This is a genomic window from Chryseobacterium sp. UF-81 (assembly GCF_058245105.1).
Window position 1 is genome coordinate 543203 of record NZ_JBSIBX010000001.1, and the last position, 18899, is coordinate 562101.

Annotated in this window: 18 protein-coding genes; 9 read left to right on the forward strand and 9 right to left on the reverse strand. The window is 36.5% G+C overall.

Translation table 11 applies throughout. The features are described 5' to 3' along the window. Nucleotide 1: 1 nt before the first annotated feature. From AC4IFE_RS02580 to AC4IFE_RS02595, 4 genes are all read right to left on the reverse strand, one after another. On the reverse strand, nucleotides 2-577 hold the full coding sequence (locus tag AC4IFE_RS02580) for a hypothetical protein (RefSeq protein WP_490754635.1): 576 nt from the start codon (nucleotides 575-577) through the stop codon (nucleotides 2-4). Further along, a complete protein-coding gene (locus AC4IFE_RS02585) occupies nucleotides 558-2231 on the reverse strand; it encodes a PAAR-like protein (protein ID WP_490754636.1) in 1674 nt (557 codons plus the stop codon). Before AC4IFE_RS02585 ends, AC4IFE_RS02580 begins: the two co-directional genes overlap by 20 nt. A gap of 90 nt (nucleotides 2232-2321) precedes the next feature. Beyond that, nucleotides 2322-4205 (reverse strand): type VI secretion system Vgr family protein, encoded by a 1884-nt coding sequence (locus AC4IFE_RS02590; RefSeq protein WP_490754637.1) that lies wholly within the window; start codon nucleotides 4203-4205, stop codon nucleotides 2322-2324. Between the two features lie 351 nt (nucleotides 4206-4556). Further along, nucleotides 4557-6068 (reverse strand): serine hydrolase domain-containing protein, encoded by a 1512-nt coding sequence (locus AC4IFE_RS02595; RefSeq protein WP_490754638.1) that lies wholly within the window; start codon nucleotides 6066-6068, stop codon nucleotides 4557-4559. A gap of 402 nt (nucleotides 6069-6470) precedes the next feature. On the opposite strand from AC4IFE_RS02595, the gene AC4IFE_RS02600 reads away from it, so the two are divergent. Next, nucleotides 6471-7277 (forward strand): class I SAM-dependent methyltransferase, encoded by an 807-nt coding sequence (locus tag AC4IFE_RS02600; RefSeq protein ID WP_490754640.1) that lies wholly within the window; start codon nucleotides 6471-6473, stop codon nucleotides 7275-7277. Between the two features lie 35 nt (nucleotides 7278-7312). Beyond that, nucleotides 7313-8533: a serine hydrolase domain-containing protein gene (locus tag AC4IFE_RS02605; protein ID WP_490754641.1), complete on the forward strand. Its 1221-nt coding sequence runs from the start codon at nucleotides 7313-7315 to the stop codon at nucleotides 8531-8533. A gap of 193 nt (nucleotides 8534-8726) precedes the next feature. Here the strand turns inward: AC4IFE_RS02605 and AC4IFE_RS02610 are convergent, their stop codons facing one another. Further along, the gene (locus AC4IFE_RS02610) at nucleotides 8727-9605 is read right to left on the reverse strand and encodes a DJ-1/PfpI family protein (RefSeq protein WP_490754643.1); all 879 of its coding nucleotides are present in this window, start codon (nucleotides 9603-9605) and stop codon (nucleotides 8727-8729) included. Nucleotides 9606-9984: 379 nt separating this feature from the next. Between AC4IFE_RS02610 and AC4IFE_RS02615 the strand changes: the two genes are divergently transcribed. Continuing rightward, a complete protein-coding gene (locus AC4IFE_RS02615; RefSeq protein ID WP_490754644.1) occupies nucleotides 9985-10914 on the forward strand; it encodes a glutaminase in 930 nt (309 codons plus the stop codon). A 135-nt stretch (nucleotides 10915-11049) separates the two neighbouring features. Here the strand turns inward: AC4IFE_RS02615 and AC4IFE_RS02620 are convergent, their stop codons facing one another. The 3 genes from AC4IFE_RS02620 to AC4IFE_RS02630 all read right to left on the reverse strand — a co-directional run bounded on the left by AC4IFE_RS02620 (nucleotide 11050) and on the right by AC4IFE_RS02630 (nucleotide 12690). Continuing rightward, a complete protein-coding gene (locus tag AC4IFE_RS02620; protein ID WP_490754646.1) occupies nucleotides 11050-11220 on the reverse strand; it encodes a lmo0937 family membrane protein in 171 nt (56 codons plus the stop codon). A 34-nt stretch (nucleotides 11221-11254) separates the two neighbouring features. Continuing rightward, nucleotides 11255-11575 carry a hypothetical protein gene (locus AC4IFE_RS02625; RefSeq protein WP_490754648.1) on the reverse strand — a complete coding sequence of 107 codons (321 nt, stop codon included), beginning with the start codon at nucleotides 11573-11575 and terminating at the stop codon, nucleotides 11255-11257. A gap of 359 nt (nucleotides 11576-11934) precedes the next feature. After that, nucleotides 11935-12690 carry an SDR family oxidoreductase gene (locus AC4IFE_RS02630; protein ID WP_490754798.1) on the reverse strand — a complete coding sequence of 252 codons (756 nt, stop codon included), beginning with the start codon at nucleotides 12688-12690 and terminating at the stop codon, nucleotides 11935-11937. A gap of 211 nt (nucleotides 12691-12901) precedes the next feature. Here AC4IFE_RS02630 and AC4IFE_RS02635 point away from each other — a divergent pair, with 211 nt between their 5' ends. Together AC4IFE_RS02635 and AC4IFE_RS02640 are read left to right on the forward strand one after the other, a co-directional pair. Beyond that, nucleotides 12902-13273 carry a helix-turn-helix domain-containing protein gene (locus tag AC4IFE_RS02635; RefSeq protein ID WP_490754649.1) on the forward strand — a complete coding sequence of 124 codons (372 nt, stop codon included), beginning with the start codon at nucleotides 12902-12904 and terminating at the stop codon, nucleotides 13271-13273. A gap of 294 nt (nucleotides 13274-13567) precedes the next feature. Further along, nucleotides 13568-14509: an alpha/beta fold hydrolase gene (locus AC4IFE_RS02640; RefSeq protein WP_490754651.1), complete on the forward strand. Its 942-nt coding sequence runs from the start codon at nucleotides 13568-13570 to the stop codon at nucleotides 14507-14509. 187 nt (nucleotides 14510-14696) lie between these two features. Here AC4IFE_RS02640 and AC4IFE_RS02645 read toward each other — a convergent pair whose 3' ends face one another. Then, complete coding sequence (locus AC4IFE_RS02645) at nucleotides 14697-15113, reverse strand: nuclear transport factor 2 family protein (protein WP_490754652.1); 417 nt, start codon at nucleotides 15111-15113, stop codon at nucleotides 14697-14699. 277 nt (nucleotides 15114-15390) lie between these two features. On the opposite strand from AC4IFE_RS02645, the gene AC4IFE_RS02650 reads away from it, so the two are divergent. From AC4IFE_RS02650 to AC4IFE_RS02665, 4 genes are all read left to right on the forward strand, one after another. Then, nucleotides 15391-16032, forward strand: a complete 642-nt coding sequence (locus AC4IFE_RS02650; RefSeq protein WP_490754654.1) for a DUF2652 domain-containing protein — start codon at nucleotides 15391-15393, stop codon at nucleotides 16030-16032. A gap of 248 nt (nucleotides 16033-16280) precedes the next feature. Next, a complete protein-coding gene (locus AC4IFE_RS02655; RefSeq protein WP_490754656.1) occupies nucleotides 16281-17108 on the forward strand; it encodes an AraC family transcriptional regulator in 828 nt (275 codons plus the stop codon). Nucleotides 17109-17273: 165 nt separating this feature from the next. Then, a complete protein-coding gene (locus AC4IFE_RS02660) occupies nucleotides 17274-18143 on the forward strand; it encodes an SDR family oxidoreductase (protein ID WP_490754658.1) in 870 nt (289 codons plus the stop codon). A gap of 27 nt (nucleotides 18144-18170) precedes the next feature. Beyond that, on the forward strand, nucleotides 18171-18698 hold the full coding sequence (locus AC4IFE_RS02665) for an SRPBCC family protein (protein ID WP_490754659.1): 528 nt from the start codon (nucleotides 18171-18173) through the stop codon (nucleotides 18696-18698). Nucleotides 18699-18899: the final 201 nt, after the last annotated feature.

Genomic DNA, 18899 nt, shown 5'->3' on the forward strand with positions numbered 1-18899 from the left:
CTTATTGAAAATCATTTGAGCTATTATATTTTGTTTCCAAGTCTTTACTAACTTTTAATCTTAATGTTGAGGGTAGATCTTTTAATATAATATTCAGATTATCATTTAGTTTACATTTGCCATCTTCTCCACAATAGTATTTTATATGATACAGATATTTTTTATGGTTATAAAATATAATGTAGGAGACTTTTGTATCGTTATCCCAATTCCCACAATAGGTAAAGGGTATGAAAACCGCCTGATGCTTATTGATGTTATGATTAGATATATTATCTGTTTTTAAATTGATTAAACCGGATTGTGCATATGGATAATTGTAAACTACACTATCGCTATAGTTTTTAGTTTTAACAGTAGCACTGATAATGGTTACCGCTCCGTCAAATCTCTCTTTTTCAGAGTTGCAGGGATTAATTACTTTTACTGTAAGCTTATTGGATACAGCTCCGTTTTTAAAGTTTTTATGTATGATCAATGAATCCTGATAATACCTTTTCAAAGTATCATTAACCTGCTTTTGTCCGCAAACAGGAATAAAGAACAATAATATGAAACTAGTAACTAAGCTTTTCATTTTTGGTATAATAAATAGGTAATTCATCATCTTCAGATTTTCTGGTATATTCTACGGGGTATATGGAAGAGGTTCTTTGCCCGAAAGTTCCCACACAGACTTTGTTTCCCTGATTTCCTCCAAGATAATATATTGTTTTACCGTCACTGCTCTTTCCAACAGCCATGCTTACATGATGCTTATTTAATAAAACACATATTGAGCCTAGTAAAGGTTGGTTGCCCGCTATAAGTTTTCCCCATATCGGCTCACTAAATTCTTCTTTTTCCAGACCTTTTTTATCGGTTGCATTTTTCTTAAATCCTGCTCTGTATCTGGTTTCTTCATGTCCGTATGAATAGGCACCAGGATCTAATTGGGCAGAATATCCGCTGTTTTTTAAACACCAGCCCACAAATGAGGCACACCAGGAGCTGTTGTCGGTATTGGCGCAGGCAGTTGGTTTATTCTGTCGGTTGATGGCATGATATTCATCTATTATTTTTTTACAGTGCGTTGTTTCTGAAACGCCAAGCTCCTGTTCTTCACGGGCTTTAACAATCCATGGCTGTTCAAAATATTTTATTTTAAAATAGGTTCCATTTAAAAAGGTGTTTTTTAAATTACTTTTACCTTCTTTACCAAGATATTCGGTCTTTGGATCATCAGAAGTCACTTCAATATATACCGATGCTTCTTTGTCAGGACTTGCGGCTATGAGTTTTGCCAAATCAAATGATAAATCATCAGCACGCTGATTGAGCATTAGCCTGAGCACTGCTTTGTTTTTGAACTGGCCTGCATTCTCTATTGTCGGATCATTTGCAAAATTATCAACATCAATTTCAAATTCACTTTTTGCTTTTATACTTGCATATTTCGCAGCATCTGTCACTTTTTCTACCTCTTTTAGATCAATTAAACTCAGCTCAGTATCAACATCTGTTAAAACTTTATTTTTACCGCTTTTGATCTTAACCTTGACTTTTTTTCCAGAAAGCCCTTCAGTTTCAACAATTAAAGCAACCTGATAGCTTAATCCCCGTTCTGATATTCTTTCTGTAGATATTTTCGTGCTCTTTACTTTCTTTTTAACAGTAACTTTTTTACCCAGTTTTTTGTTGTAGACTTCCTCTTCCTTTTCAACAGGAGTGCCTTTCTCAGAAATCCATTTCACAAAGTAGGCATCAATAATTTTAGGAATTTCATTGTTTTGAATTTCACTTTTTATGCTTGCTGCCTGCGGAATCGGTGTTGCAGTGGCTGCATTGAACTCAGGATCACAATTGATATAGGATTCTTTTACCAAAACAGTTTGTTCCTGTATAATAGAGGTTCCCAGGTTTTGCCAGGGTGTTAATTTTATAACGCTCATACAGGGTGGGGGAGACATATTTCTGGCAGGCCATTTCGGGTGTCCGCAGGTTCCTTTAAACTGAAGGTTTACCATATTGTTTCCATCACCTTCTGTTGCAAATATCTTATCCTGAAGGTTTATTTCATTAGAGGTCACTTTCAGTTCTCCGGGCGCCTGAGCATAGGGACACTTCAACTTGGCTCCATGCAATACCATTTCCCTCTTTTCTGAAGGAGAATCTTCGTTGGATTTTTTTTGTTTTTCTGCTCTTTTTTCAGAAAGTTTTTGATCATGCGCTGAAGTATTCTGATCTTCCATTTATTAATATTTTGGATTGCTTTCAATGGTTAAGGCTGGAGTCACATTCGTAGGCAACCAATGAAAATTTACTTTCATCTCATCATAGATTTAGCCTTTACTTACTTTAACGTCTTTTCCTCCCTGGAATACAGCTAATGATGTTCCTCTCAGTTTTAAATCGCCTTTAGAGGTCTGTATATCGGCTTCTCCGGAAATACTTTTAAAGGTATTGCCTGTGCTTTCTGTCTGATCTTTCTTAACAGTAACACTTTTATTTTCAGATGTTTGGGTGTATCTCTTTGTAATGGATTCGGTATGGTCATTTCCAATATGCATGGTGCTGTCCTTCCCAATCTTGGTGGTCATATTCCTTCCCACAGAAATATGCATATCTTCCCCTGCCGTAAAGGTCATATTCTTTGGTGCAGTAACATGAATGTTACCCTGACCATCCATGAAATAAGTATTTCCACTTGGATCTTTAATGGTTACACTTTTTTCGGCATCATTCATTAGCACCTTAATACCGCTTCTCGTCTGTATAGATTTCAAATGATTGTCCACGCCACCGCCCAAGCCTACCTTGCCGTGAAACATTCCACCCATGGCAAACGGAAAATCGGGGTTATGGTATTCAAATCCCACCATGACCTGATCGCCAATTTCAGGAACAGCTACAAAACCTCTGTTTTGGGTTATGGCATCTGTTCCCCCTGCATCAGGGCTCATCATCCGGATAAAGTGGGTGGTATCATTTACCTGCCAGTCAAACCGGACCTGTATTCTGCCCTGGTTCAGTGGATCTACATTGGATATAACAGTGGCCACCTGCGGTTCAGCTTTAGGCATTTCAAAATCAGGTTTTGGCATAAAACCAGTGCCTTCAGCAATGGCCTCAAAGCTTCCTGTATAATAGCCTCTTGCATCAACTTCGTGACTTACCTCTGTAATCATAAGCGTTGTAAAATGTGAGGTTTCATTGCTGCCGGTCTTTCGCATGGCTAAATCTGCAACACAGCCAATATACAGAAATGGAACTGTGGTTTGCCCTGAAACGGTAAAGACTTCTACTGCTTTACTTCCTCTTGCGCTTTTTTGGGAATCATCCACATCACGGAACATATTGGCATTGATGGGAGTAGGCGTCAATGACCGGGTTGTGAAAATAGCGTCATTCAGTTCATAGGCTTTGGAGGATAATTCTCCCAAATGCTGTATACGATCATCAGCACCCGACATTTTAGTATGGCTGCTGCTGTTATAACCAAAGTATTCCGGTTTGGTGTGAACGGCTTTCAGCTCAACATTCACATCATTTACATTGCTTCCATACACCAGCAGGATAGGTTTTTCTGAAGAGGGGAGCTTACCGAAATGAAGAATTTCGCCGTCATAATAAAACTGTTCTCCGTAGGCTTCTGCAATTCTTGTAAGGTAATTGTAATGGGTTTCGTTATATTGTGAACTGTAACTGATGTAACTTTTGTTTTGGGTGTCTATCCTGAAATCAAATTTATTTGATCCTAATGTCTCCTTGATAATCCGGTTGGCAATAATATTGGTATTCACCTCCTGGCTTCCTCCGAAACTTTGGGTATGTGGAGCAGAATCCATCAAAATAGTGGGACTCTTGCCTTTTAAAATAATATTTCCCAGGCTCATTTTTTCCTGGCTGAATGCCACTTTGGTAATGAGGCCCACAAATGTTCTTTCGGGGCTTTCGGTTTCAGCATCTTTATATTTAAAAACAATGGTGATTCTTTTTCCTAAAAACTTTTGGGCCTGTTCAAGGTTATGATTTTGGGCCTCGCCCAGAGAGTCATGAGCTAGTACCAGTTCAAAATCATGATGCCTTCTTGCACTCTGTTGTAGACGAAAGTGCTTAAAGTGATTGACAGCCTTGCCCTCAACCACAATGTCCAGTTTGACCACACGGTTAATCCCTGAAATGTGGTTTTCTGAAACTTTATCAGAATTTGAGGTGTTTTTCATAATATTTTGTGCGGTTTTTTTATATTATGTCACCTAAGTTAGATAAAAATTGACTATTAAATGTAAAATTTTCTTAAATCTTCAAAATTGTAGTAAAACTACGATTGACCTGAAAATCCTGCTCAGAGTAGCTTTAGTTCATGATCTGAAAATAAAGGGTGATCAAATTTGATTAAGGCTCTGAAATAGCAGTTTTCTACAGTTTCAGATAATAAGGGTGTTGCCTGATCCAAAATTCTTTTCGCAGGTTGAAAAAATGGAGCAATAAAAAGCGGCAAATATCTTAGATATTTGCCGCTTTTTAACCCCGACAGGATTATTTTAAAAAACAGGATCACTCAAAAATTCAATTTAATTTTTGGTGGAAAAAATTTGATTGATCTTCAAAATCATTTCCTTTGCATTATGATTGGCTGGGTCCAATTCTAATGATTTCTGATAATCGCTTTTTGATAATTCGTATTCTTTTTTATTAAAATAAGCTTCGCCCCGACTGTCATAGACATTTCCTGATTTTGGAAATTCATAGACATTTAAATCAAAAATCTTCAGCGCTGCATCTAATTGATTATCTCTTAGAAATTCATAACCAAGTTCATTCAATTCATTTTCGTTGGAGAAATTGTAGTCATTAGGCTTATTTTTCTTAAGGTCTTTGTATAGTGCAATTCCCTTATCGATATTTTTCAGGCATTCTTTTCGGATGGTTAAGCCAATAGATTCCTTTTGTGGTTCGATAGGGTAGTTTTTCCATTGGTTCAGACTGGCAATGCTTAAAAGGATTTCTTCTATCAACTTAAAATTATTACCGTTAGTCATCACTGCTAAACCGTTTCCATCTTCAACGCTTCCAATATAGTAGCATACAAACCCTTCATTTCCGCCACTATGTCCGAAATATTTTGTGCCTTTGAAATCATTCAGAAATACACCGTAGTTATTCTCAATTCTTTTTACCGACATTTCTTTGGACAGGATTTTATTTGATTTTCCCAGTAATGACAATTGTGTTTCAATGATATATTTTGCCAGATCATTGGGATTGGTCCATAAACCGGCTGCCGCTTTTTCGGGATAGACATGATATTTTCCTTGTACCTCTTTTCCGTTGTTATAAGCTGTTGCCAGCAATTTTTCTTTATCTGGAGAGGGAGGTTGGTTATAAGAACTTTCATTCATTCCTAATGGCATCAAAACATTTTTCAGCATATAATCTTCATACTTTTCTCCTGTTGTGTTTTCAAGGATTAGCTGTGAAATGGTTGTTCCTCCACCCGAATACTGGAATTTAAGGTCAGGCTCAAACGCAGACCGAACTGCTGGAGAATTGGCGGGTTTTTGTCCGTCGAGAATTTGGATTATTGTAGGGAGCTCCTTTCCTTTTTTATAGCCTCCGAAACCGTGAACAGACAAGCCTGCTTTATGGCTCAAAAGGTTCGCAATAGAGATTTTTTTTCCTTTTGAAAGCGAATCGTACGGGAATTTCCAGCTTTTCAAATGATTATTGATGTCATCATCCAAACTTAATTTTCCCTGTTCAACCAATTTTAATTGTCCTAAACTATTAATGGATTTACTGACAGATGCAGCCTGAAATAATGTTTGAACAGTCGCAGGTCTGTTTTCAGCAACATCTGCATAACCGTAAGCTTTACTCCATTCTACTTTATAATTTTTAATGACTGCGATGCTTACCGCATTCATATTGTAGAAAGCCATCCTGTCTTTTAAAGTCCATTTTTTGGTTTTCGATTTATCCCAACTGAGCAGGTTGTCTTCAAATGATTTTATTTTATCCTTGACATTTTGTGCAAAAATATTCAGGGTTAAAGACAGCATTAGGATGAGAGGTAGTTTTTTCATTTTTGTTTCTGGTTATCTATTTCAATATAAAGACGATTCAAAAGTATGTTTTATTACATCAAGGACTGTTTTTTTCTGTATCTTCTGTTTTATTGTTTATTTCTTTTCAATTTTCAACAGGATTTGTTTTCCCGTTTCATGAGCCGGATTTAGTCCAATAGATTTTTGATACATCCTTGTGAAAAACGAATTTCCATTACTTTCATCGGTATATATTATTTTTTTCCACTAAGCAGTTCACATAAAAAAATATTATAACATAAAGATTTCCATACACTTAAAATTTTTATATTTACAGTATCAAAATTGTTTCTTAAATATTATCAGACGTATTCGACGTCATTATTGCCAGCCTTTTCCAGGACCGGTCAACAAACTCTGTATTAACTTTAATGAAACAATATGAATCTTATAGATCCTTCAATCGATAGCTTTTATACTAAAAGGCAAGAAGAAAATAGACTTTCCATAGGCTTAGGTCCGTTAGAATTTGAACGCACTAAAATATTGATCAAACGTTACCTCAATCAATCAATTCACATTGCAGATGTGGGCGGAGGCCCCGGCCATTATGCGCAGTGGCTGGCGGGAATGGGGCATAGCGTAACTTTAATTGACCCTGTAAAAAAGCACATTGAACAGGCAAAAAGACGCTCAACGCAGGGTTTTCAGTTCACATGTCTACAAGGGGAGGCCCGTAAAATACCTTTAGCAGACTCGAGCCAGGAGCTGGTTCTTCTTCATGGACCTCTCTATCATTTACAACAGCTGGACGAACGTTTGGCTGTACTTAAAGAAGCTAAAAGAATATTAAAAAGAGGGGGTATTCTTCTGGGATTCGCTATAACTCATTCGGCATCCGCAATAGCGACTCTGCAAAGTGGGCTTATTCATGATCAAGAGCTCTTTGCCATGTGCATTAGTGAACTACAGTCCGGTGATCACTTCCCTCCGGTAAATTATCCGTTAATGCTTCCGAAAGGTTTCTGTCACCGGCCCTCTGACTTCATTGAGGAGTTTGAAATGGCGGGATTTGAACAGCTTGATTTATTGCCTGTGGAAGGAATTGCCTGGCTGGACGGTAATTTTTTTGAAAGCTGGGCAGAAATGACGAAAAGAAATAAACTTCTGGAATTGATTCAATTAACAGAACACGATCGGGAGCTGCTGTGTTTCAGCCCCCATATCATGTTGGCCGCAAAAAAATAAAAAACTAATAGGCATAAATATTAAAATTTATAAATATGAAAAAACTTCATTTACAAAAGCAGTCCGTTTACTTTAAAGCACTTATAATATTGCTAATGTGCGTAAAAAGCGTGGCAGGTTTAGGACAAACCGGTTCTATAAAACGTCTCGATGGATCTTCATTGTCCGTTTCACAAATTGACAATACGGTTAAACACCTGATGGCAGCGGCAAAGGTGGAAGGGCTGGGGCTTGCTGTAATCAACAATAACCGGGTAGCTTACCAAAAAGCCTATGGTTTTAAAGATAAAGAGAAGAACATCCCGCTGGACACAAGCACAGTGATGTATGGAGCTTCTTTCAGTAAGGCTGTTTTTGCCTATATAAATATGAGGCTGGTGGAGAAGGGTCTCATTGACCTGGATAAACCTTTGGTTTACTACTTAAAAAAGCCGCTGAGAGAGTATGGGAACTATGAGGAACTCGAAAAAGATGAACGTTGGAAGAAGATTACCCCAAGAATGTGCCTAAGCCACACCACAGGTCTGCCGAATGTTTGGTGGATGAATGTGAAGACCGGAATACGGGATACAACGCTGGTAAACCGCTTATATTTTGAGCCGGGAAGCCGCTATGCTTATTCCGGTGAAGGTTTTAAGCTGCTGCAGCGCATTGAGGAAGTATATCTGGGAAAAGATCTGGAAAAGATAGCCCATGAGGAACTGTTTTTGCCGGCTAAAATGAACAGAACCAGTTATCTTTGGCAGGCTGAATTTGAAGCAAACTCTGCCATTGGTTATGATGAAGACGGGATCGCCGGGGGTAAAGTCCGTTCGCGGAGGGCTGTGGGAGCTGGATCGATGCTTACTACCATAAGTGACCATTCTCGCTTTATTTCCTATGTCATGCGTCGTGAAGGGCTGAGCACTAAGACCTTTAAGGAAATGTTAAAGCCACAGATCCGCATCCGCTCACTCTACGAATTTCCAACCATGCTCGATGAAACTACGGACCGTGATGATAAAATTAAACTGTCCTACGGCTTAGGCTGGGGTATCATCAATACACCTTACGGAACTGCATTTTTTAAAGGCGGTCATGATGACTGCTGGCGTAATTACAGTATCAGTTTCCCTCAGAAAGGAATAGCTATCGTCATCATGTGTAACAGCGGAAATGGTGAACGGATATTTAAGGAATTGCTGGAAAAGTTGATCGGCGATACCTTTACACCGTGGGAATGGGACCGTTTTACGCCTTATAATGTAAAAAAGTAAATCGTTTAAACGGCATCTTCAAAAGATGCCGTTTATATTTTAATAGTTTAACAGTAGGTTTATGTGTACTTAATATTTTCAGGATATAAAACTTTTGAAAATAAAAAACTTTTGTGACTTTTGTGGTTTAAAATTTCCAATAAAAAAGGTTCTGCTCGTCTAAATGAGTTGTTATAAGTAAGCAAATCTGCACTTATTTCAATTTTGATTTTTCACTGGCAAGAATCTCCTTTACACAGATTTTGCCGAATTGATCGGCTGCCAGTGGACTGTCTCCCGTAATCAGTTTTCTGTCAACATGGCAATCTCCTGCAATTTTCTTATTTAAAATTTCTACGCCCAGTTCTTTAAGCTTTTCCCCGTAAAACCAGGGCATTTCTCCAGGCTGATAATCGCTTTCCGGCAAAGTAAGGTCCATTTCATCAGGAAATGAATTGATTTTATATCCTTTATAAGGAAAATCTGCCTCACTGCCATTAGATGCCGCACTCAGCAGCGCTGCCGGGCCGTGGCAGATGGCCAGCAGATATTTATCTTCGGCAACCACCCATTGGATGAGTTTTTTAAGATCTCCATTTTCCGGTAATCCCAGCATTGCACCATGTCCTCCGGGAATAAAAACAGCAACATACTCAGCATCGGATGTCATATGGCTGGCAACAAAGTCTTTCAGACTCTTTGGATTGGCCAATTGTGAATTGTATTTTTCGAGAATCTTACCAATATTCTCATCTTCATAGGGCATCGCCCACATTTCCATTTTTACGGAGTTTCCCGTTGGTGTACAAAATTCAACCTCATATCCGGCTTCTTCAAAGTGGAGGATCGGGACAAGTGTTTCTACCGGATGATTGCCTGTAGAAAATTTCTTGCCATTTTTCATTGTCATATAACGTTCTTCGGTACAGACAACCAGAATCTTTTTTGTTGGATCCGTATTGCCATCGCTATAAGAATTTTTGCTGTAATCTGTTTTTGAAGATACCATCGCTTTTCTTGAAAAGAATGACGGTTCGTAACCAATGCCGTCAAATACCGGCTCTTTGCTCAAATCGTTTGAAAATAATGACATAGTAATAAATTTATGATTAGTAATTAGGATCTTTTATAAACCAATAATTGATAGTATTTCAATAGCTTCTATTGCTGCATATTTTTCTGGTTTCATCTGAATTTATATCAAAATTTTTTAATCTCTTTTAAAACATAAGAACGTCAAAAATTATGCTGTTCTCAAAAAATGTGAGAAATTTCGAAGCAATTTCAGTCATCTTTTAGCCTCAGGATTTAGCGATACATGGATTTAAAGCTTTCATATTTGAAAATGAACACTGATTTTTTATGCTCTAAAAATTTATTCAGGACCATGCGGCTCTATACTTAAAAGTCTCTTAACTTTGCGCCCTGCAGTTAAAATAAATTCCAATCCTTAATAATGTAGAGAAAATCCTATGCTTTCCAGAGAAAAAGAATATTTTGAAATAATTAACCGGATCTATCAAAAAGTTATTCATGAAGAAAATGTAGGGGAAACAGCCAGCTACATTCCTGAATTATCAAAAATAGATGGTGAAAAGTTTGGAGTCTCAATATTGTTAATGGATCAGCTTCAATTTGGATTTGGAGATTATCAGGAAAAATTTTCCATCCAAAGTATTTCAAAAGTTTTACTTTTAGCTTTGGTCTATGGGGAAATTGGAGAAAAAATCTGGGAAAGAGTTGATGTGGAACCATCAGGAACTCCTTTCAACTCGTTATTACAGTTAGAATCTGACAAAGGAATTCCCAGAAATCCGTTCATTAATTCCGGGGCATTAGTTGTTTGCGATATATTAATTGGTATCTGCGATCATCCGAAAGAATATTTTTTAAATTTTATACGGAAAGTATCCGGAAATAATGTAATTCAATATTCAGAAAAGATTGCAAAAAGTGAGTTTACAACTGCTTACAGGAACGCCGCGTTAACGAATTTTTTAAAATCTTTAGGAAATATACATCATTCACCTGATGAAGTATTGGATTTATATGTTCATATCTGTTCAATAGAAATGACCTGCCTGGAACTGAGCAAAACTTTCTCATTTTTAGCCAATAAAGGAAAAAATTTATTTGATCATCAGGAAATTTTATCAAACAGTCAAACCAAAAGAGTCAATGCTATTATGCAGACCTGCGGGTTTTATGACGAGTCCGGAGAATTCTCTTTCCGTGTTGGTTTACCGGGAAAAAGTGGTGTAGGTGGAGGAATTGTGGCTGTAATGCCCAAACAATACATTGTTTCTGTATGGAGTCCAAAATTAAATCCTAAAGGAAACTCTTACAGGGGAATGAAATTCCTGGAAGAATTTACAACAGCCACAGAAGATTCTATTTTCTAGACTTCATAAGCTCTATTACTGAATACTTGCCGCTTGGTGAAATTATTTTCTGAAGGGCAGAATACATATCCCATGGAATGATAAACAAGTGAAAAAGGATGCTGATCAGCATCCTTTTAGTGGTTTTGTCTTGTTTTAATTCAGTGGTTTCCGTCCTGTAAATAAATTGATCAGAATAACGATAACAGCGATAACCAGAAGAGTATGGATTAAACTTCCGGTGTCCATGCCGGGGATAATTCCCAACATTCCTAATAGCCATACAATGATGCAGATTACTGCAACAAGCCATAATAAACTTCTCATAATAATATTTTTTGTGGTTAGTTATAAGTAAAAATTATTGATGCCTTATCCCTTTATGATGATAGGCAACATTTTTTTTGACCGTCTGATGCTTTAAATGAACATTCTTATCCACCATACCGTAAACGGTGCCTGATGTATCTGAGTGATCATCTAATTTTGGAGTATGAAAATGAAACTCTTTACCATTCTTAAACAGTTTATTGTCGTAAGTACGATAAATTTCATCTTCCTGATAGGTATTTCCGTCAGGGGCAAGAAATACTTCTTTCTTTTTGTTTTTTCTTCGCAGGCCCACATAAAGTAAAGAACTTCCCGCGGCTAGGGCTAACGCTATTTTTACTACATTGTTCATACGATGTTTTTGTTGATATGATTACAAATTTTCTGCCATCGGAAGAAATGTGGTACTTTTTTATATTGGATGCTTTTTCTTATTTGCCGTTTGGTTAATTGATTTAAGACTGTGATCTGCACTTTCCCAACCATATACAAGTGTACAGCAGATGAGATCAGTTTTACGCAGAACAAAGAAGGATGCTCTGCAGCATCCTTCTCATTTTTCATCGGGTTGTGGTTATATTTCAGCAAAAAATCCGACTTCCATTCCGTAGTTCGAAATAAAACACAGAACTTTTTTCTTGTGAAAGTAGGCTTCGTTTTCTAATTATATTATTTGATTTTGTTCGTTTATGATTTTAAGTTTCGGGTCTGTTATCTTGTGGTGTAACCTCCGTTGGCAAAAATTGTTTGTCCTGTAATCCACCAGCCATCAGTTACCAAAAACTCTACTAATGGAGCAATGTCTTCGATATTTGTCAGTCCGCCCAATGCAGATGCCGACTTGTGATAAGCTACCGCATCATCAGTTTCCTGGCCGTAGAAAAATGGAGTATCCATCGGGCCCGGGGCAACTGCTGTTACAGAAATTCCTCTTGAACCGAATTCTTTAGAAGCAGCTCTTGTAAAGTGCTCAACAGGGGCTTTAGCTCCGGCATATGTGGAGTATAATCCCGTATAAGCCGCTAATAATGAGGTGACGATCGTACAGATCTTCCCATTGTCATTCAGTTTCTTTCCGGCTTCCTGCAAGAAGAAGTAAGCTGATTTTGAATTGATATTGAACATCTTATCATATTCATCTTCGGTGGTTTCTGTGAAAGGCTTTTTTAATACCATTCCCACAGTGTTGATGGCAATATCAATACCTCCGAATCTGGCTATAGCTTCATCAAAGAATCTGCTCAGATTATCCACCTTTGTAAGATCACCCTGAAATAAAAATGCCTCGGCTCCTAAAGCCTGAACTTCTGCTAAAGTTTTTTCGCTTTCCTCTTTAGAGCTTTCACTGTTGTAATGTATTGCTAACTTTGCGCCTTTTGCAGCGAAATCCTTACTTAATAATCCACCAAGGTTCTTACCGCCACCCGCGATTAAAACCACTTTTCCTTTTACGTTGTGTGTTGACATCATATAATTATTTAAAATGTTATCATACAAATGTGATGATTGAAAATTATATTTACATGGTGAACTTTTCGGAAAACCTGAAAGCTTCATTTTGAGCTATTCTATATTCAATGTCAATAAATTAAAAATGGATAGAAAATTTTTCCGATCTTTATCCTTAAGCATTTACTAAGTTTTTAAGTTTAAGAGAATAATTTTTTAATACTAATACATGAGACGGAACGAAGAGATTTGTAATAATTTTTTAAACTTTCTTGACAAACATATTGAAGATGTTATAGCAGGAGAAACGCCGGAATTCATGGAGATCAACAAGATTGCTTCAGATCTTGCCATATCACATAAGCACCTGACAGATGTCGTACAGTCGGAGTTAGGAAATCATCCATGTCATTTTTATGACCAAAAGATCATAGACAGGGCGAAACAAATGCTTACCACTTCGTCAAATTCCATAGCCAAAATTGCCTTGCTTTTTACATATGATCCCTCCAATTTTTCAAAATTTTTTAAAAAATGGACGGGTGTAACTCCGGGTTATTACAGAGAAAGCAGCAGGAGTTCTGTAATTCCTGAAAAATAAAGGAACCGAGATTCAATGGGAAATCCCTCAGATCTTCACCGGCAGCACAATCTTTGAATTTATAAATTCCAGTGAATCCTTTCAGGAAAATACAGTCTTTCCCCAAATGCGGCCGAATTTGTGGTGAAACTAAAGATCTGCAAAAGATATTTTGATAAAACTCAGCCTTAAAGTACATTAAAATATATAGTCACATAGAAATTCACTAATATTGTTTAAAATGTTCAGAATATACACTGTGTGTTTAAGTCAACCGTAATTTTAAGACCTGACAATTATACCCAATCAAAAAAGATGAAATCCATAATAATATCTTTATTTATATATTTTTTTTCAATAACATTAGTTTTTTCACAGACTTCTGAAAGAAAATTTGTATCGATTAACAATAAGCAAATTGCATATAAAATTTTTGGACTTGATGAAAGAAAAGCTAATGAGCCAATGGTAATCTTTGAAAGTGGTCTCGGTTCAGGAGGTGGAGGTTATGAAAGTTTATTTCCTTTCATCCAAAAAAAATTTGCAGGGATAGTTTATGACCGAAATGGAATTGGAGAGTCAGAAATTGATACTTCCATAAAAAAAGATGAAGATGTTGTCAGAAGACTTCATGATATGTTAGCAGCTTTAAAAATTAGTCCGCCTTATCTATTAGTAGGACACTCTATAGGCGGACCGTTTATACGTTTGTATGCCTCAATGTATCCAAATGAAATTTGCGGTCTATTTTTCATTGATCCGACAGATTTTATGCTTACAGAAGGCGAAGACAATAAAGTTAAAATTAATACATCAAGCTCTACAGGCTATAGGGAATTATTTGTGTTAAATCTTAAAAACATTATCAGTGATACCTCAACATCGGATGGCTTTCGAAATGAGGCACAGAGAGAACTGAAAGAAAGTTCACCGGAATTCTTTAAAAGATACAAATCCTTACCACCTCTTAAGGACGTTCCTGTAACCGTAATGATTTCATACAACAAGCATATTGAACATTATGAAACAGAAATGAACGAAAATCTGAAATTAGGAATCAATTTAATCCCTTGGTGGAAGGAGTTGGATGAATTAAGAATAAAACATTATGCAGAGATGATAAAAAATAACAGCAGCAGCCGGCTTATCTTGCTGCCACGTTACAGCCATGGAATACACCAACAGGACCCTAAAATTGTAGCAGAAGCTTTGATAGATACGTACAAGAACTGTCTATCTTCCTTAAAGAGTAAGTAGGAAGAATAATCGCCTCATAAGCTTTTGCATTCAGATGAATTGAGATGCGTCAGAATCGGAGTTAATATAAATTAAGAGATTACTATATAAATGCACCAGTCATAATTAGGCTACTCACAATACTTCAATATAGTGTTGTATTATTTCTTTACGATTTTGAAGAAACAAAAACTATCATTGCCTTTTATTATTCTGTTAGCTTATCTGCATGACGATGCATTAATTTCCATTCGTTATTTTCTTTTCGAAATATCTCTGTCACTCTTAAATTAAATATAACGTCGTTGTCTTGTCCTTTCATTTTCACTGTCGAACGTTGAATGCCTGTCCAGTATGCCAAATGCTCATCTGCATTCTGATGCATGACCTCAAATTCATTTTTGGCACCGGGCAGAAAATTTTCCGAACCTTTTTTATTGAAAGTATTCACTTCGCTGGCACCTTGAATACAGATTCCTTGTGGCGGGAAAATTGTTGCAGGAGAGTTTTTTACAGATATCTTCTCTAAAGGTTCAAATTTTCCCTCTACAAAATCTTTCGAGACTTTAAGTCTTATTTGCATAAAATTTTCAAAGTCTTTTAAATGTTTATTGTCGTTTGTCATGATTTTAAATTTGAATGAGTTATCTTTTTACAATGAGCGCTAAAGGTTCGGAGCCAGGCGTTCGCGTGGGAAAATGTGCAAAAACGCTAAACCTGAATTGATATCAAATTTATAAAAAAAAATTAAGTTTTGTCAATCTGTCCGTCTGACGTAATTTATAAATGCAGTAGATTCTGCACTGTCAACGAATAAACTCTTCGTTATTTCGTTTTCTTACAATTTCTGCTCTCTTGATGTATCTAAATTTGTCTCAGAAAGAAGATAAAAATGGATCATCATGAAATATTTATACGAACAATACTTGTCAGAAAATAAGAATATCCGAATTGAAGAAGGACTTGTAATTATTCCTGATATTAGTGGCTATACAGAGTTTGTAAATAGTATATGCATCGAAGCAGGTCGTTATATTACCAGAGAACTGCTTTCTGCAATTTTGCAAGCCAATACATACGGAATGAACGTATCAGAAATAGAAGGCGATGCCATATTATTCTACAGATTTGGTAAAAAGCCTTCTGTGCAGAAAATTGTAAAGCTGTATGAAATAATGCTGAAGAACTTTACTATCAAACTTAAGGAAATTGAAACTGTAATTGGATACGAACTGGGGCTGTCTTTAAAACTTGTAGCACATTATGGGATTTTCTCAGAGTATACTATCGGAACTTTTAAAAAACTTTATGGAGAACCAATCGTTAAAGCACATGCATTCTTGAAAAACAATATAAAAAGTAAGACCTATATTTTGATGACCAATGCCATTGTCTCTGATAAATCGGTAGAAAAAGAGAGAGATTTTTTCTTTATTAACTATCAATTTGAAAACAATTTTATAACAACCATAAAAAACGACAGAAATGGAACAGACAACAAAAAGCAGATTCGACAAGTCAGCTTACCATCCAGTAGTGTTTAAAAGCTATAAGGTAACTAAAAAATTGATTAAGTATGGTTTTTACCTGGCTTTAATTTATTTTGCCTATGAAGGCTTTATGGCTTGGGACTAATATCCCGGTGGCCGTTGCCGTTGATGAGGAAAATTCATCAATGGCTTTTTTATTGTTCTGTAAAATCGTAAAATTTTAAATAAATTTGTTCAGGCTAAGCGTCTGTTGAAGTACAACCAGTTCAATTTGTTTTACTTTAAAAATGCTAAATATTTAAATGGCAACAGTCAGGAATATGGAAGATTATAGTAGCTACCGAATATCTGCTCCGGCAGAATTTGAAGATGTTTTTTCGCATTTTTATTATGCAGAAAATAGGTCTGAAGAAGTTGTAGAAAAAACGCTATTACCTTCATATCAAACGATAATGATTTTCAGTTTTGGTATTCCCGCATCTTTTATTTCCAAGAATAAAGAGGAGATTGAGGTTGAAAAATGTATTGTATTAGGCCCCATAAAGCATGCTTTTAACTATATTCTGCCTGGTGGAGCGGAGATCCTGGTTTGTAATTTTAAAGATGATGCTTTTTTCAGATTCTTTGGGAATAGGGATTTGATAGATGGTTTAGCAATGCACCCTGATGAATTACTGCATCAAAATTGCTTTACAACACTTTGGTCTGAGCTGAAAAAGATCGATTCTAATGAAAATCGAGTTAAGGCTGTGCTGGATTTCTGTAAACCTTATTTACGGGATCGCAATGGTATCGCGAAACAAATTGCTAGCTTTGACCGGACTACCTTCAGCCCAATAAAGGAAATTTCAAAAATGAACCGGTTATCCGAAAGATCACTGCAGGTGAATCACAAAAAACATTTTGGCTATACCTCCAAAGAGATTTATCGATATCAACGTTTTTTAAAAGCAATTCAGATGATCCAGTCCCTTTCTTGCCAAAACAGTAAAATAGATTGGTTTGATATCATCAATCGATGTGGCTATTACGATCAAAGCCAGCTTATTAAAGACTTCAAATTTTATATTAATCTCAGTCCTTCAAAATACCTTAAATTTCAGGAATCCATCTGTGATCCCAAAAATTAACTCACACTCACCAATTTTTTGCTGAAACAATAAACCCATTAATGTTATCATTGATTGGTTTCGTCATGTTTTTTAACCAACCGATAGCTAAAAGAGAAACTTCGTTTTCTTACAATTTTAAGTCCTTTGATAGGACGAATTTTGAGGTATTAAAAAACAGTTTTTATGAAACAGACAAATCTTCTAATTACAGGAGCAACGGGAAGTGTAGGCACACAACTCGTTAAAAATTTAGTGAATACGAATGTCTCTTTTAGAGCACTTGTACGAAACAATGATCAGGGAGACCTGATGGGCAGTTGGCCACAGGCTGAAATAGTAGTTGGTGATTTATCGGATAGCGACAGCCTTGCACGGGCACTCCAGGGAATTGAAAAAGCATTTTTGCTTACCAACTCTTCAGAGTATGCTGAAGAGCTACAACTCAATTTTGTCAATGCAGCACATAAAGCCGGTGTAAAGCATATTGTGAAGCTATCTCAGCTGGCTGCTGCCGAAACTTCTCCGGTACGTTTCCTTAGATATCATGCTAGTGTTGAAAACCGCATCAAAGACTTAGGATTGGATTATACATTCTTACGTCCCAATTTATTTATGCAGGGTCTTATAGCGTTTGGACATTCCATCAAATACGAAGGGAAATTTTATGGTTCACTGGGAAATGCTGCTGTTAGTGCAGTTGATATTCGGGATATCGCAGGAGTCGCGGCGAAAGTGTTAACAGAGACCGGACATGAAAACAAAATTTACAACATAACAGGAAAAGAGTCTCTCACCCATTTCCAAATGGCAGAAATACTTTCCCGCATCCTGGAAGCAGAAATCTCATATGTAGATTTAAATTCTGAACAAATGCAAGGAGCATTAACTGTTGCCGGATTTCCGGAATGGCAGATCGGAGGGCTTATTGAAGATTATGCTCATTATGCAAGAGGGGAGGCCGCTGAAATTTTTAATACCGTGCATGATATAACGGGAAAACAAGCGATCGGCTTCGAGCAGTTTGTTCATGATCATTTAAAGTTTTTCAAATAGTTTAACCATCCAAAAAATAATAAAAAAATGAAAAAGTTAGTTTATAGTTTACTTTTAATCATAGGGATACTTGCCATAACCATTATGTGTCTGGAAGCATTCACTTCATATACTGTATCGGAATCTATCAATAAAAAGGCTCCTGTAAAAACCTACCAGGAAATCACAATAAATGCTTCTGCCCAAAAAGTGTATCACATTATGAGTGATATAGATCATTGGGAAGATTGGCATAGTGATGTTAAAGATACTAAGCTGAATGGAGTGTTTAAAAAAGGAAGCACTTTTGACTGGAAAAGTGGTGGATTAACCATTCATTCCACCCTGCATACCGTACAGCCGGAACATAAAATCGGTTGGTCAGGTAAAGCTTTCGGAGCATTTGCTATACACAATTGGTCATTTATTGAACACGATGGAAAAACAACAGTAAAAGTGGAAGAAAGTATGGAAGGCTGGCTGGTATCCCTATTAAGCAATACATTTCAGAAGGGCTTGGAAAATTCATTGCAGATCTGGCTGAAAAATCTTAAAATTCAGGCAGAAAAAAGATAAGTTTCAAGATAAAAATTCTGTCAGATATTACAAAATAAATCGAATCCGGAGAAGTATGGCTTTTCCGGATTCTAATAGTATTGTTAAAAAACCTGAAATCTTAAGGGTTATGTTGTGAGCGTCTATATTAAGTTGGTCTTTTAAACAAAGTTGATTCGGCCTTTTGAACAAACCTGCCTCGCTATTTCTGTTCTACTTTTG

Bases quoted from the DNA above. Each gene is read 5' to 3' on its own strand.
- AC4IFE_RS02625 (WP_490754648.1), bottom strand. From the start codon at position 11,575: ATGAACAATGTAGTAAAAATAGCGTTAGCCCTAGCCGCGGGAAGTTCT.
- AC4IFE_RS02615 (WP_490754644.1), top strand. From the start codon at position 9,985: ATGCTTTCCAGAGAAAAAGAATATTTTGAAATAATTAACCGGATCTAT.
- AC4IFE_RS02650 (WP_490754654.1), top strand. From the start codon at position 15,391: ATGAAATATTTATACGAACAATACTTGTCAGAAAATAAGAATATCCGA.
- AC4IFE_RS02585 (WP_490754636.1), bottom strand. From the start codon at position 2,231: ATGGAAGATCAGAATACTTCAGCGCATGATCAAAAACTTTCTGAAAAA.
- AC4IFE_RS02605 (WP_490754641.1), top strand. From the start codon at position 7,313: ATGAAAAAACTTCATTTACAAAAGCAGTCCGTTTACTTTAAAGCACTT.
- AC4IFE_RS02645 (WP_490754652.1), bottom strand. From the start codon at position 15,113: ATGACAAACGACAATAAACATTTAAAAGACTTTGAAAATTTTATGCAA.
- AC4IFE_RS02620 (WP_490754646.1), bottom strand. From the start codon at position 11,220: ATGAGAAGTTTATTATGGCTTGTTGCAGTAATCTGCATCATTGTATGG.
- AC4IFE_RS02655 (WP_490754656.1), top strand. From the start codon at position 16,281: ATGGCAACAGTCAGGAATATGGAAGATTATAGTAGCTACCGAATATCT.
- AC4IFE_RS02660 (WP_490754658.1), top strand. From the start codon at position 17,274: ATGAAACAGACAAATCTTCTAATTACAGGAGCAACGGGAAGTGTAGGC.
- AC4IFE_RS02610 (WP_490754643.1), bottom strand. From the start codon at position 9,605: ATGTCATTATTTTCAAACGATTTGAGCAAAGAGCCGGTATTTGACGGC.
- AC4IFE_RS02580 (WP_490754635.1), bottom strand. From the start codon at position 577: ATGAAAAGCTTAGTTACTAGTTTCATATTATTGTTCTTTATTCCTGTT.
- AC4IFE_RS02590 (WP_490754637.1), bottom strand. From the start codon at position 4,205: ATGAAAAACACCTCAAATTCTGATAAAGTTTCAGAAAACCACATTTCA.
- AC4IFE_RS02595 (WP_490754638.1), bottom strand. From the start codon at position 6,068: ATGAAAAAACTACCTCTCATCCTAATGCTGTCTTTAACCCTGAATATT.
- AC4IFE_RS02665 (WP_490754659.1), top strand. From the start codon at position 18,171: ATGAAAAAGTTAGTTTATAGTTTACTTTTAATCATAGGGATACTTGCC.
- AC4IFE_RS02635 (WP_490754649.1), top strand. From the start codon at position 12,902: ATGAGACGGAACGAAGAGATTTGTAATAATTTTTTAAACTTTCTTGAC.
- AC4IFE_RS02640 (WP_490754651.1), top strand. From the start codon at position 13,568: ATGAAATCCATAATAATATCTTTATTTATATATTTTTTTTCAATAACA.
- AC4IFE_RS02600 (WP_490754640.1), top strand. From the start codon at position 6,471: ATGAATCTTATAGATCCTTCAATCGATAGCTTTTATACTAAAAGGCAA.
- AC4IFE_RS02630 (WP_490754798.1), bottom strand. From the start codon at position 12,690: ATGTCAACACACAACGTAAAAGGAAAAGTGGTTTTAATCGCGGGTGGC.